Below are 13,430 nucleotides of genomic sequence, written 5' to 3'. Positions count from 1 at the left end.
TATGGTAAAATAGTACAACAATTGCACTGGGCTGGAGGTGGCGGCAATGAAGCTGGGAATTGTCTCGGATACGCATATGTACGGCCGGGCGAAGGCTTTGCCGGATGCGCTCGTGGCAGGATTAAGCGGAGTCGACGCCATCCTGCATGCCGGCGATTGGATGGATGAGTCGGTGATAGAGCTGTTCGCCGCGATCGCTCCCGTGGACGGGGTGGCGGGCAACAACGACGGTGAGAAGCTGGCCGCCCGCTTGGGACGGAAGAAGCTGCTGACCTTTGCCGGTCACCGCATCGGTATCGTTCATGGCGACGGGGGCCGTTCTACGCCGGATCAGGCGTTTGCGTCTTTTCGATCCGAGGCAGTAGACGTGATTGTTTTCGGCCATTCTCACATACCGTATCTGGAGAACCGCGCGGGTATCCTGCTCTTTAATCCCGGATCGCCCACAGACAAAAGGAGACAGCCACGATATTCCTACGGGGTGCTGACCTTGGGTAAAACAATCGAAGCCGAGCATTATTATTATGATGATAAATCGTCGACGGCCGGCGTATAACGTGACCAGGAGGGTGATCGATATGATCCAATGGAAGGAAATTACAACGAATGGGGAATGGGAACAGCTGCTGGAGGGATCCTCCGAGAAGCCCTTTGTTATTTTAAAGCACAGCACGGCGTGTCCTGTAAGCTTCAACGCGCTGGAGGAATATGAGACCTATTTGGGCAAATCGCCTAACGAGAGCGTGGATTACTTCCTGGTGAAGGTCATTGAATCTCGTCCGGTATCGAATCAAATTGCGGAGGATACCGGTGTGAAGCATGCATCGCCGCAAATTTTATATATTAAAAATAAAGAAACCGTCTGGAACACGTCCCATTGGTCGATCACCAAGGCACATATGACTGCGGTTCTGGATTAAGATTTACCTCATGGGAGAGGAGAGATGTCGACGATGAGCGTTCAGACCGTACCTTTTTTCTCCGGCGCGCTTTATGCTCGTAAAACGTGTAACGTCTACTTGCCGCCAAGCTATGCAGCAAGCCTTGATCGACGCTATCCCGTCATTTATTTGCTCCATGGCCTGCACGGCTCGGAATGGAGCTGGCTCCAGAACGGCAAGGCTCAGGAAACGCTGGACCGGATGATCGGAGAAGGGCAGCTGCGGGAATGCATCGTAGTGATGCCGAGTGACGGAGGCTACGGCACAGGCACATTCTACCTCAATTGGTATGACGGCACGGGTCGGTTTGAGGATTACCTGATCGAGGATGTCATCCCATTGGTGGATGACCAATTCCGTACGGTCGCGGAATCCTCGCAGCGCTATGTTTGCGGTCTGTCCATGGGAGGTTATGGCGCCTTCATGCTGGCGCTCCGCCATCCTGAGCTGTTCGGAGCGGCGGCAAGCATCGCGGGAGCGATGATTTCTTCGAAGTTCCTTGCTCCGGAATTTCACCGTTCGGATGCGGCGCGGATGATCGGTCCGGTCCACGGCGCTTATGCGAAGGAATACGATCTGCACGTGCTGGCGGAGCGTGCCGCAAGCTTGCCGAACCGTCCGGCGCTGCATTTCAACTGCGGCAAAAACGATTATTTATACCCTATGAATGTAGGGTTCCAGTATGTTCTGGAGGCACTGCAATACCCGTTCGAATATATGGAATTTGAAGGGGAGCATACCTGGGATTATTTCGGCGGGCATCTGCCGGAGGCGCTGCAGTTTCTGGAGCGGCAATGGGCCCTAACGGATTGCTAAGCAAGTCCGCATGCAGCTTTCATGCTGTTATGCGGATTTTTTGTTCCTATGGCTCATGCGCTATAATAGTTACATGAAGTGATTTCCTGGAGTGGGGGAATGCTTGTGAAGGTGGCCATCAGCGGAGGTACCGGTTTTGTCGGACAGCATTTGGTGAAGTATTTGCTTGATCAAAAGTGCGACGTCGTCCTGATTTCGCGGACAAAGCAAACGGCAGGCCTGTCGACGGTTCCCGTGTTGACTTGGTCGGAGCTGGAGCGTGAGCCGCAGCTTCTGGAGGGAACGGATGCCATTGTCAATTTGGCCGGGGAATCCATCAATCAACGCTGGACGGATGAGGCGAAGGAACGAATTATGAAATCGCGTCTGGATGCGGCCCGAAGAATCGGCCTTGCGGTCGACCAGCTTCGCCAGAAGCCTGTGCTGGTCAACGCCTCTGGCATCTCGATCTACGGGGTGTCGGAGACAGCAACATTCTCCGAAGAAAGTGAGCCCCGGATCATCGATTTTCTTTCCGGCGTAGTGGATCAATGGGAGATTGCTGCCGAGCAGATCCACGCGAGACGCATCGTGCTTCTGCGTGTGGGCATTGTTCTGGGGAACGATGGGGGGGCCTTTCCCAAAATGGCAATGCCATTCAAGCTTGGTGTCGGAGGACGAATCGGAAGCGGCAGGCAGGTGCTCTCCTGGATCCATGTAACCGATATTTGCCGGTTGATCGATTACTGCATTCGTCAGGACAGCCTGGAGGGGCCGGTCAACGCAACGGCTCCTCAGCCGGTTACGAACGATGAATTCGGGAGAACGCTGGCAAGAGTCATGGGGAGGCCTTATATTTTTCCCGTTCCGGCATTTGCCATGAAGCTGCTGTTAGGCGAGCTGTCGACGCTGCTCCTGGAGGGACAACGCGTGCTGCCGAAGGCCGCATTGGAACACGGGTTTGAATACCGCTATCCGACTCTGGAGATGGCGCTGGAAGATTTGGTAGGAAAGTGATTATGGTTCGGAGGGGTTAGGAAATGATTCGTTATGGCGATCCTGTTGTCGAGGAGCTTGTTTTTGAGCGCTTGAAGGCGCGTGTGGAGCCAAGAGATGAGCAGTGGGTGGATGTTGAAATCTCGTTTGCCTTGGCGGACGGCAAGCAGCCGGAGGACGTGGAGGACTTATCCGCATTGATCATATGCACCCGGCGGGGAGACATGGTACAAATCGTGCCTCAGGACGAAGGCCGCGATTGCGAATTTCAGTTCACGGAAGGGGAGAAGGAGCAGCTGCGGCGGTTTTTTGACGAGCAGGTTCGCGGGCAGTTCCCCTTGTTAGGGTAGGGAAGGCTTCAACCTTCCCTTTTACGGTAATCATCGGTTAGCATACCGGCAAAGCCCCAGTTTTCTTCATCGATTTCTTGAATGACGATATGGGTATGCTCCGGCTTTTTGCCGAGAACCGTTACTAATTTTCCGTAAACTGTTGTACGATTTGGGCTTTTTGCTCTCGGGTAGCGCCTTTCGTGATTTGAAGGTTAATATAGGGCATGACGATTCCTCCTATGCGGGATGTTTTGCTAAAAAAGAAGATTGGGGGACCAAGCCCTCAATCTTCTTTTTTGCCTTGCAGGGCCGCTTTCAGCGCATCCCCAAGACTGCTGGTCAGCTCAACATTATCGCTGAACTGATGGGCGAGCTGGGCCTGCTGCCGTTTGGCGGCTTTGCCGCCACCGCTGCTTTTCTCACCGAGCATTTCGATGACATTGCACGGACGGCACTGTGCGTACTTGCCTGCTTTGCCGGTATGAATCTCCATTTTCTTACGGCACTGCGGGCAGCGTTTATTCGAAAGCTGCGGCTCCGCCGCGCGCTTATATTCGCATTCCTTGCTGCTGCAGACGAGCAGCTTTCCCCGCTTGCTTTTGATCTCCTGAAGAGGGCTGCTGCAATCGGGACAGCGGGAGCTCGTCAGATTATGCGGCTTATATTCGGCCGCGCTGGTCTTCACTTCTTTGACGATCTGCTCCGTCATGGAGCGGATCCGGTCCATGAACGATTTGGCGTCGCCGCGACCCTTGGCAATGCGTTCTAGCTCCTGCTCCCATTCGGCCGTCAGCTCCGGCGACCTAAGCTCCGGTACGACCAGCTCGATCAGCTGTGCTCCCTTGCCCGTAGGCTGGAGCACATTCATTTTGCGCTCGATCGTATCGGAAGAGAGCAGCTTCTCGATGATATCCGCCCGGGTAGCCGGTGTGCCGAGGCCGTGCTTCTCCATGACGGTAAGCAAGGAGGCTTCCGTGTATCGGCCCGGCGGCTTCGTCGCCAGCTTCTGCAGTCCCAAACGCAATTCCTTCAGCTCCGCGCCGACGGAAAGCGGAGGGAGGGTTTGACGCGGGCCGTTCTCTTCTTCCTGACGCTGCTCCTCCTCCTCGTCAAGGCTCATGGCGGAGGCGTCCAGGCCGTATATGCTTTTCCAGCCCTCATCTTTGACGATCCGACCCTTCGCATAGAAGCTCTCGCCGCCGATGTCTAGCGTAACCGAGGTTTCGTCATAACGGAAGGCAGGGTAGAAGAGCGAGAGGAACCGTTTCACGATCAAGTCGTACAGGCGGCGCTCATCGGCCGATAAGGCTTGGAGATGAGGGCGTTCCTCCGTCGGAATGATCGCGTGATGGTCGGTTACCTTGCTGTCATCCGCGATACGCTTCGTGATCGGCAGCGGTTTCCGAAGAAGCGGCTTGACCCATCCGGCATACGCGGGCACATGCAAGGCTTCGATTCTTCCCGCAAGCGTCGGAACCATATCTGTTGATAAATAACGCGAATCCGTTCGCGGATACGTAACCAGCTTATGCTGTTCGTACAGGCGCTGCAGCACATTCGAGGTTTGCTTCGCCGTAAAGCCGTAACGCTTGTTCGCATCCCGCTGAAGCTCCGTAAGATCATAGGCGAGCGGATGCGGCTCACTCTTGTCCGCTACCTGCAGCTTCGTTACTTTGGCTTGTCCGACCCGGTTCAGCTTCTCGAGCAGCCGGTCCGCCTCCGCCTTATCAAACAAACGGCCGTCCTGAGCCTCCTTGCCGCGCCACATTGCCTGAAACGATCCAAGCTGCGCCCGCAGCATCCAATAGTCCTTAGACTGAAACGACTTGATCTGCCGTTCCCGCTCCATCAGGATGGACAGGGTAGGCGTCTGAACCCGCCCGGCCGAAAGCTGCGCATTGTGCTTACAGGTCAAAGCTCGGGTAATATTGAGTCCGATCAGCCAGTCGGCCTCCGCGCGGCACACGGCGGAGCGGTACAATGGATCGTAGGAGGAGCCTGGCTTAAGCGAAGCGAAGCCCTCGCGGATCGCCTTATCGGTTTGAGAGGAAATCCACAAACGGCTGTAAGGCTTTTTCCACCGGATCATCTCCATAATCCACCGGGCCACCAATTCTCCTTCACGCCCGGCATCGGTAGCGATAATGATCTGATCGAGGTCGGGGCGTGCGGCAAGTCCTTGTATCGCTTTGAACTGCGGCGTCGTTTCCCGGATCAGCTTAAGCTTCATCCTACCTGGAAGCAGGGGCAGATCCTCAAGATCCCAGGTCTTGAACTTCACGTCGTAATCCTCCGGCTCCGCTAGGGTTACAAGATGCCCCAGCGCCCAGGTGACGACATGCTTCGGTCCTTCCATATAGTGCTTATGCTTCTGGTTGCAGCCGAGTACGCGGGCAATTTCTTTGGCGACGCTCGGTTTTTCCGCAAGAACTAATGATTTCATACCTTCTCCTTCTCTTTCAATCAGCATTCCATTCATCGTACAACCATCATGCGCTTGCGTCAAATCCGGAGGAAGGCCTACTGCTTCCAGTACAGCTGCCGATATTCCGACGGGGTCATGCTTTCCTGCTCCAGAAATCGTTTGTTAAAATAGCTGATGCTGGGGTAACCCGCTTCCATGGCGATCTCGCGAATCGTCCATTCCTTCTTCTCGAGCAGCCACTGCTTCGCTTTCTGCAAGCGGCATAACGTAATGAACTCCATGGGGGTCATTTGGGTCGCCTTCTTAAACAGCTTGCAAAAATAAAAGGTGCTTACCTCCGCCTGCTGCGCCCAGTAAGGGAGATCGAACGGCTTGCAGGCTTCATTTTGCATGCGGGGCAGAAGCTGTAGAATACGATCCGTAGATTCCGGCAGCTTCACGGCGGACTGGGGAACCGCCTGGTTTACGAACTCGGCCAGAATGGCATAGGTTAAAGTGGACATGCGGGACAGATGGTAAAACTCTTCCTTTTCCAGCTCGGTGAGAAGCTCCTCGAAGGCTTGCTCCAGCAGCTTGGTTTGCCGGAGCGTCCACAGATGGGAACGGTGAAAGCCGCGTTCAATCAGGAATTCGTTGATGGCCGTACCGTAAAAATGAATCCATAAGACGCTCCAGGGGTCTTCCTGGTCGCTGTAATAGCGCTGTCTTTGCAGGGGGAAATACAAGAAGGCGTCGCCCCGCTCAAGCGGGTACGTTTCCTGATCCGTTTCAAGGTACCCTTTCCCGCTGACGATGTAATGGATGCTGAAGGTATTCCATGAATTTTCACGTCGATCCACCGTATGCTCCGGGTCGTCCCAGTACCAACCGACGGATTCCGGCAGGATGAAAAACGGCTGCTCCGACATGGTTGGAAGAAAACGCTGTCTTTTCAAAAGACTCCACTCCCATAATGACAATATAATTGTATCTATCTGCAAAAAGCTTATATTTTCATTTTAAATTGGCATAAGTATAATGGCAATATCGTATTAATTTTCCTTCAAGGAGAGATGCTGATATGAGTTCGAAAAAGGTGCGTTGGGGCATCATCGGCTGCGCCGGTATTGCAAAGCGTGCGGTGATTCCGGGAATTCAGCAATCGGAAACGGGCGAGGTAGCGGCTATAGCCAGCCGGGAGCTTAGCAATGCCCGGGAAACGGCAGACAAGCTGGGCATTCCGACGGCTTATGGCAGCTATGAGCAGCTGCTGGAAGACGAAAGCATTGATGCCGTTTATATCCCATTGCCGAACCATTTACATAAGGAATGGACGATCCGCGCGGCGGAAGCCGGAAAGCACGTGTTATGCGAGAAGCCGATTGCACTGAATGCAGAGGAAGCGCAAGAGATGGCGGATGCCTGTGCTAAGGCAGGGGTCGTCCTGGCGGAGGCGTTCATGTACCGCTATCATCCCCGTTATGCCATGATTCGCGACATCATTCAATCCGGAGAGATTGGCGCGATTCGCGGCATCCACGGTACGTTTACCTTTAATAATGCAAAAGCGTCAAATAATGTTCGCTATAAGCAGGCATGGGGCGGCGGCTCGGTATACGATGTAGGCTGTTACCCGTTAAGCGCTGCGCGATTGCTGCTGGAGCGCGAGCCGGAGGCTGTAACAGCGCATGCCTTCTTCTCGCCGGAGCACGACCATGTGGACATGATGACATCCGGACTTGTGGAGTTTTCGGACCATGTGGCGCTGACGTTCGACTGCGGCATGTGGGCGGCGGGCAGAAATACGCTTGAGGTAGTTGGTACGGACGGAACGATCGAAGTGCCGTCTGCCTTCGTTACGAGGGGGGATGCGAAGGATCATTTCTTTGTCACGGTGAAAGGTGAGCGAAGAGAGGTAGAGGTGCCTTATGTGAACCAGTATGCGCTGCAGGCGGACGCGATAGGACGCAGTATCCTTCATGGAGAGCCTCTTGCCTTTGCTCCTTCCGATGCCGTAGCGAACATGAAGGTCATTGATGCAACGTTGCAGTCCGCGCGTGAACGCATTCGCGTAACGCTGTAGTCCAAAAAAGGGAGGAACCCGTAATGGAAACGATTCAGCTTCCTGGAGTCCATAAGCCGATTTCCCGTCTGATTCAAGGATCGGATTTCTTTAGACATGAAGTGTATGATAAAGTGTGCGATGTATTGGATAATCTCCTCGCATCCGGCGGCACCACGATTGATACCGCCTTTGGTTATTGCGGGGGAGAGAGCGAAGCTACCATCGGCCGATGGATGGAAGAACGGGGCAACCGGGAGCAGGTAGTCGTCTGGACCAAGGGGGCTCACCCCAACAAGCAAGGCCCTCGGGTAAACCGGGATGTAATCGCGGAGGAGCTTCAGATCAGTCTCGAGCGTCTCCGAACGGATTATGTTGACCTGTACGCGCTTCATCGCGATGATCCGAATGTCCCTGTGAGTCACATCATCGATGCCCTGAACGAGCATATCGCTGCAGGACGCATTCGTGCTATCGGCGGCTCCAACTGGTCTACCGCGAGGCTGCAGGAGGCCAACGAGTATGCAGCGGCAAACGGGCTCGTAGGCTTTAGCTTCAGCAGTCCGAACTTGAGTCTGGCCAAGCCGAAGGAGCCGTTCTGGGCAGGCTGCGTTTCCGTAGATGCGGAGGACTGCGCTTGGCATGAGAGGCATCAGATGCCGCTCCTTTCCTGGTCGTCTCAAGCGAGAGGGTTCTTCACAGGACGCTTCAGCCCGGACGTGCTTGACAACGCGGATATGGTACGTGTCTTCTATAACGATGCCAATTGGGAACGGCTTCGTCGTGCGGAGCAGCTGGCCAAGGAGAAGAACGTAACCACGATCCAGATCGCGCTTGCCTATGTCATCAATCAGCCGTTTCCTACCTGCGCGTTGGTTGGAGCACAGTCAAAGGAGGAGCTGGACTCCTGCATCGAAGGCTCTCGTATACGCTTAACTCCGGAGGAGCTGCACTGGCTGGAGCATGTAGAATAGTAAACTGCACCCCTGTTATGATACGGGTCACGTATCAGGCAGGGGTGTTTTTATTAGGGAGCTAATCTATGACAGAAATTGTCATAGTGTTGTGCTATACTACAACTATCCATATAGCATGATTGAGGAGCGTAAGGAATGTCCAAGTCCAAGCGGCTGATCGAGCTGATGATCGCTGTCAATAAGCGGAGGAAGTTTACGGTAAGGGAGCTCGCAGAGGAATTCGCCGTCTCAAGCAGGACGATCATGCGCGATCTGCAGGCGCTGGAGGAGCTGGGATTGCCTCTCTACGCGGAATATGGCCCGAACGGCGGGTACCGGCTGCTGAACGAGCATCTGCTGCCGCCGATCGTCTTCTCGGAGCAGGAGGCTGTCGCGATTTTTTTCGCGTACCAGTCACTGCAGCATTACGGGTCGCTGCCCTTCGATGAGGAAGCCGTTACCGCATTAAATAAGTTTTACTACTATTTACCTGACGATACGAAACGTACGATCGACAAAATGAAGCAGCGCGTGATTTTCTGGTCTCCGAAGCGGAAGGCTCCTTCACCGCATTTAAGATTGCTGCTGGACGCTTCTTTGCAGATGAGGCCGGTACGAGTTTTGTATGATTCAAGAGAAGGAGCCAAATCCCGGACCATTCAACCTATCGGCGTATACTCGCAGAACGGCTACTGGTACTGCCCGGCCTATTGCTTCCATCGAGAGAAGTACTTATTGTTTCGCGTCGATCGCGTACTCCAAGCGGAACAAATGGAGGAAGGAGCCGAGACAGTCGATGTGAGCGGCTACCCGCTGCAGATGTGGTTTCTACCGCAAGGGCAGCCTGTCTCGGCCGTATACGCGTCCGACCCTGAAAGAATGCCGCTGATTGCCGAGCTAACGACGGAGGGAGTAAGCCGCTTTCAATGGGAAGGCATCTTCCACGACGAGCTTCAGGTGAATGATGACGGCACCGGAATCTTACGTCTGCATATCAGAGAGGACGATTTCGGTTATTACACGCAGTATTTTTTAAGCATGGGGGCCGATGCCGTCATCCGGGAGCCGCAGGAATTACGGGAACAGCTTAGACAAGCTGCGGTCAAGCTGTTTGAAGCTTATCATGCTTCCAAGCCTTCCTGCTGAGCCACCGGCACATAAATATCAAACGCGCTGTCCGGGCTGTCCGGAGAAATATAACGATGATCATACAGCTCGAATTCCGGTGCGGCAGCCCTTCGATACCCGCCATTTTCCTTTAGCCACTGCTCAATCGCGAGGTAGGTTTCGTGAAGGGCTGCAATCGGTCCCTGGTGAGTGAATACGGCGTATTCCGCCGGCTCGAGACGCACAAGCTCCATGCCCAAGGGAATTGACGCCGTTGAATTCCGCAGGACCGCTCCCGTCACGTAGTCGAATGGACCTTCCTGAGGCATGCCGAGACAAATGCCGAGCGTAGCTTCATCACGGTTTGGAATTTCATGTACTCTTGCCATAAAGCGGCCCCATTGCGAGAGGATCGTCGGAATGCCGCCTTCTTCGGACATGACGTGCTCCTCTCGGATTCCGATAACATAGATCGTGGATTGGTGTTGTAAAGCTGGTTTCATGGTTAGCCTCCCGTGTGATATGATCGTTTACAAGGAAAGGTTATCAGATAAGGGTGACAGAACCTGTCTTAGTTATTCGCGCTTGTTGCGATTTTTGAACATTATTACTGCATTCATGTATAAAAAAACGTCCTGACATTTGCTATGCTGAACTGTAAGCGATTGCATTATGAGAGGGGATGCACAGGATGGAGCCGATTCGTGTACTGATTGTAGATGACGAGCTGCCGCTTCGGCAGGAGCTGCGCTCGCTTCCCTGGGAAGCGTTCGGGGCGGTGCTCGTCGGGGAGGCCGAGAATGGGGAGGAGGCTCTCGAGCTGTGCCGTCGATTGGAGCCGGATCTTGTGGTAACGGATATTACCATGCCCGTCATGGACGGTCTGGAGCTGTTTCGACGGGTAAGACAGCGGCAGCAGCTGACGCAATTCGTGCTTCTGACTTGCCACAGCGAGTTCGCCTATGCACGCGAAGCTCTTAAGCTGGGGGCGCTAAGCTACGTGATTAAGCTTTCCTTTGAGGAGAAGGAGATGGAGGATGCCGTAAGAAAAGCAAGGGAAGCGATCCAGCGGGAGAGAGATCATCTTCGTAGTGAGAGAGGACGGCTGCGGCAGGAGCTTCTCCATAGGATAGGTCCGCTGCTTAAGGGGGAGGCCGAGCTGAGTCCGGGGCACCAAGAGTTAGAGGAGGCGCTGCAAAGCTGGTTTCCCTGTTATCCTGTTCGATTAACCCCCATGGCGGGAGGCGCCGAAGCCCAGTCTCTGCTTAGGCGGCTGGAGGAATGGGAAGGCCGTTCCGACAATTCGTTCATATATATACCCTTAAGCGAGCAAATGTTACTTCTGCTCCTCCGGTTCCCGGGAGAGCCGTCGTCAACCGATAAGTACCTTAAGGATTTCCTTCAAGCCATACAACACAGCTGCATTGACGACATAAGCAGCCCACTTCGCTGCAGTATTGACGCTGCAGGTCCGGTTACAAGCAGGGAGGAGCTTGCGGCAGAGCTCCGGGAGCTTCTTGCCGCTTCGCCCCAATCAAGAAAGAAAATAAGAAGAGAAGTGCTTCAAGCGCAAGAGATCATTGCAGCCCGGCTGGCGGAGCCGCTTACGTTGACTACGGTCGCGGAGGAGGTGGGACTCAGCTCTTATTATTTAAGCAGACTGTTTCGGGAAGAGACGGGAGAGTCGTTCAACGATTACGTGACCCGGCAGCGAATGGAACGGGCCGTCCAGCTATTGCAAAACACAACGCTTAAAATCTATGAGGTAGCCGAACGGGTGGGGATACCGAGCTACCGTTATTTCTCTCAATTGTTCCGCAGCTGGACCGGGGTTGCACCCACAGAATTTAAAAAGGGCTGATCTTATATGAGAAAAGTACTGGACTGGTTTGGCGGCCGCAGCATGGTTGCCAAACATTTTCTTTTTTTATCGATGGGTACGCTTCTGTTGTTCGGGGGTCTCGCCTGGATGAACCTGAGGGATGCGGAGGCTCTCTTTCGCAAGCAGGTGCTTACCGATTCTCAGGTCATCATTGACCGGACCAACTTATACATGAATGCCTATTTGGATAACGTTCAGAATTTGCTTCTGCTGATCTCCACCAGAGAAGATCTGCTTAAGGAAGGAGAGGAGAGCGAGGCCTCGAAGGTACTGCGCGAGTATGCCGCTAAGAACAGCACTTTGTACAAAACGTTGTACCTCGTCCGCGCCGACGGTCAGGTCATGGTCAGCTCCCAAACTACCTTCGATATTATCGGTAACCCTCATATTCAACAGCTGCTGGAAAAAGCGAAAACGACCTACGGCATGTTTATTACCGAGCCCTATCAATCGCCGATGTCCGGGAAAACGGTTGCGTTCATTCTTCCCATAACGTCAGCCGATACGGAGGAGTTTCTGGGCATGGCCGTCGTGGAAATCGACCTAGTTCAGCTGACCAACATGCTGGCGCAATTCATGAATACGAAAAATCAGACGTTTGCCATCCTTACGAATAAGCGAAATGTGGTGCATTCCTTCGATTCGGCGCTGCCTTTGCATTTTTACCGGCTGCTTCCATACAACACCAGCGTGTTTCCGCCGGAGCTGAACACGGGCTTCGTTAACGAGACGGCGGATTTGCCCATCGGCGTATCCGAGTTGAAAGGGCCGCAAGGTCAGCTGGTCGCGGTCAAATCGGGTATGAACAAGCTAGGCTGGTATTTTATAGCCTTCTACGAGGACGGCTACTTCTATCAAAATATTCGCAGTCTGTATCAAAACTTCAATACGGCGGCGGTGTTCTGGATTCTAATCGTTCTGGTCAGCACCTATATGATGAGCCGCTATGTGACGCATCCCGTACGTACGCTGGTCGCAAAGATGGACCGGGTTCGGGATATGGAGGTGCTGCCGAGTATCGCCGTCATCGGCAATGACGAGATCGGCCGGTTAACGCGAAGCTATAACGCCATGATGGAACGGATTCATCACTTGCTCCAAGAGACCAAGGAAGCGGAGCGACGAAAGAAACAGTTTGAATTGAAGATGCTGCAGAGTCAAATTGCTCCGCATTTTCTCTATAATACGCTGGCCTGCATCAGCAGCTTGGCGAAGCAGCATAAGATTGATGCCGTTCGGGAGACGATCAAGTCGCTGGTAGGGCTGCTCTCGTTCAGCTTCGACAAAAGTACGGAATTCGTTACGCTGGAGGAGGAGCTGGAGGGACTTCGCATGTATGCCTACATCCAGCAGGTTCGGTATGGGGATAAATTCGACATGACCATTGAGGCTGACCGGGAAGCCAGAAGCTGTACGATACTTAAGCTGACCCTGCAGCCGCTCGTTGAGAACGCGATTTTTCACGGCCTCGCTCCTAGGAAGCAGGGCGGCGCCATAAAGGTCCGGGCCAAGCTGGTCCGAGGCAGGCTGATCCTTACCGTACGCGACAATGGGCTCGGCATGGATTCGGGCCAGCTCCAGGATGTGTTCGCAGAACGGCGTAAGGCACCAAGCAAGGAACGGTTTACGGGCATCGGAATCATGAACGTGCATGAGCGGATCAGGCTCCATTTCGGCCAAGAATACGGACTCTCTATTTTCAGCCTGCCTGAAATCGGTACCCTCATCCGGATTGAGCTTCCTGCAGTACAGTATACAGAAAAGCCCAATTGAAGCGTTTACAATAATTCGGACATTTTCGCAGGATCACTGTATATCTGATAAAGAAAGCGCTTGCTATACTGATATCAACCGGTGAGCAAATCGTAATCAGTATAAAAAAGAGGTGGTCCTATGGAGCAGGCAACGACTTCGCCGGCGGCAGCAACGAAGCTGAAAGTGAACAAATGGAAGCT

14 protein-coding genes are annotated in these 13,430 nt (G+C 53.8%); 10 read left to right on the top strand and 4 right to left on the bottom strand.

Going from position 1 to position 13,430, the window contains the following annotated elements; translation table 11 throughout:
* Nucleotides 1-46 precede the first annotated feature (46 nt).
* From QMO62_RS07210 to QMO62_RS07190, 5 genes are all read left to right on the top strand, one after another.
* Nucleotides 47-556 carry a metallophosphoesterase gene (locus tag QMO62_RS07210; protein ID WP_284639831.1) on the top strand — a complete coding sequence of 170 codons (510 nt, stop codon included), beginning with the start codon at nt 47-49 and terminating at the stop codon, nt 554-556.
* A 22-nt stretch (nt 557-578) separates the two neighbouring features.
* Nucleotides 579-920, top strand: coding sequence for a bacillithiol system redox-active protein YtxJ (ytxJ, locus tag QMO62_RS07205; protein ID WP_284639829.1), 342 nt, complete (start codon nt 579-581; stop codon nt 918-920).
* Between the two features lie 33 nt (nt 921-953).
* Entirely contained in the window at nt 954-1,757 is an 804-nt protein-coding gene (locus QMO62_RS07200) for an alpha/beta hydrolase (RefSeq protein WP_284639827.1), read from the top strand.
* A gap of 105 nt (nt 1,758-1,862) precedes the next feature.
* Nucleotides 1,863-2,753 carry a TIGR01777 family oxidoreductase gene (locus QMO62_RS07195; protein WP_284644883.1) on the top strand — a complete coding sequence of 297 codons (891 nt, stop codon included), beginning with the start codon at nt 1,863-1,865 and terminating at the stop codon, nt 2,751-2,753.
* 23 nt (nt 2,754-2,776) lie between these two features.
* Nucleotides 2,777-3,082 (top strand): hypothetical protein, encoded by a 306-nt coding sequence (locus QMO62_RS07190; protein WP_284639825.1) that lies wholly within the window; start codon nt 2,777-2,779, stop codon nt 3,080-3,082.
* Nucleotides 3,083-3,090: 8 nt separating this feature from the next.
* Here the strand turns inward: QMO62_RS07190 and QMO62_RS07185 are convergent, their stop codons facing one another.
* The 3 genes from QMO62_RS07185 to QMO62_RS07175 all read right to left on the bottom strand — a co-directional run bounded on the left by QMO62_RS07185 (nt 3,091) and on the right by QMO62_RS07175 (nt 6,424).
* On the bottom strand, nt 3,091-3,171 hold the full coding sequence (locus QMO62_RS07185) for a hypothetical protein (protein WP_284644882.1): 81 nt from the start codon (nt 3,169-3,171) through the stop codon (nt 3,091-3,093).
* Between the two features lie 176 nt (nt 3,172-3,347).
* Nucleotides 3,348-5,507, bottom strand: coding sequence for a DNA topoisomerase III (locus tag QMO62_RS07180; RefSeq protein WP_284639823.1), 2,160 nt, complete (start codon nt 5,505-5,507; stop codon nt 3,348-3,350).
* A gap of 77 nt (nt 5,508-5,584) precedes the next feature.
* Nucleotides 5,585-6,424: an AraC family transcriptional regulator gene (locus QMO62_RS07175; RefSeq protein ID WP_284639821.1), complete on the bottom strand. Its 840-nt coding sequence runs from the start codon at nt 6,422-6,424 to the stop codon at nt 5,585-5,587.
* A 125-nt stretch (nt 6,425-6,549) separates the two neighbouring features.
* Between QMO62_RS07175 and QMO62_RS07170 the strand changes: the two genes are divergently transcribed.
* The 3 genes from QMO62_RS07170 to QMO62_RS07160 all read left to right on the top strand — a co-directional run bounded on the left by QMO62_RS07170 (nt 6,550) and on the right by QMO62_RS07160 (nt 9,632).
* Nucleotides 6,550-7,551, top strand: a complete 1,002-nt coding sequence (locus QMO62_RS07170) for a Gfo/Idh/MocA family protein (protein WP_284639785.1) — start codon at nt 6,550-6,552, stop codon at nt 7,549-7,551.
* Nucleotides 7,552-7,574: 23 nt separating this feature from the next.
* On the top strand, nt 7,575-8,504 hold the full coding sequence (locus tag QMO62_RS07165; RefSeq protein ID WP_284639784.1) for an aldo/keto reductase: 930 nt from the start codon (nt 7,575-7,577) through the stop codon (nt 8,502-8,504).
* A 138-nt stretch (nt 8,505-8,642) separates the two neighbouring features.
* A complete protein-coding gene (locus QMO62_RS07160) occupies nt 8,643-9,632 on the top strand; it encodes a helix-turn-helix transcriptional regulator (RefSeq protein WP_284639782.1) in 990 nt (329 codons plus the stop codon).
* On the opposite strand, the gene QMO62_RS07155 is transcribed toward QMO62_RS07160, so the two are convergent.
* The gene (locus QMO62_RS07155) at nt 9,608-10,096 is read right to left on the bottom strand and encodes a GyrI-like domain-containing protein (protein ID WP_284639780.1); all 489 of its coding nucleotides are present in this window, start codon (nt 10,094-10,096) and stop codon (nt 9,608-9,610) included. The two genes, QMO62_RS07160 and QMO62_RS07155, sit on opposite strands and share 25 nt — an antisense overlap.
* A gap of 188 nt (nt 10,097-10,284) precedes the next feature.
* Between QMO62_RS07155 and QMO62_RS07150 the strand changes: the two genes are divergently transcribed.
* Together QMO62_RS07150 and QMO62_RS07145 are read left to right on the top strand one after the other, a co-directional pair.
* Nucleotides 10,285-11,454 (top strand): response regulator, encoded by a 1,170-nt coding sequence (locus tag QMO62_RS07150; protein ID WP_284639779.1) that lies wholly within the window; start codon nt 10,285-10,287, stop codon nt 11,452-11,454.
* 6 nt (nt 11,455-11,460) lie between these two features.
* Nucleotides 11,461-13,248, top strand: a complete 1,788-nt coding sequence (locus tag QMO62_RS07145) for a cache domain-containing sensor histidine kinase (protein ID WP_284639777.1) — start codon at nt 11,461-11,463, stop codon at nt 13,246-13,248.
* Nucleotides 13,249-13,430 lie beyond the last annotated feature (182 nt).

This window comes from Paenibacillus silviterrae (assembly GCF_030167925.1).
In the GTDB taxonomy this organism is placed as follows: Bacteria; Bacillota; Bacilli; order Paenibacillales; family NBRC-103111; genus Paenibacillus_G; species Paenibacillus_G silviterrae.
This window is presented reverse-complemented; position numbering and strand designations above follow the sequence as displayed.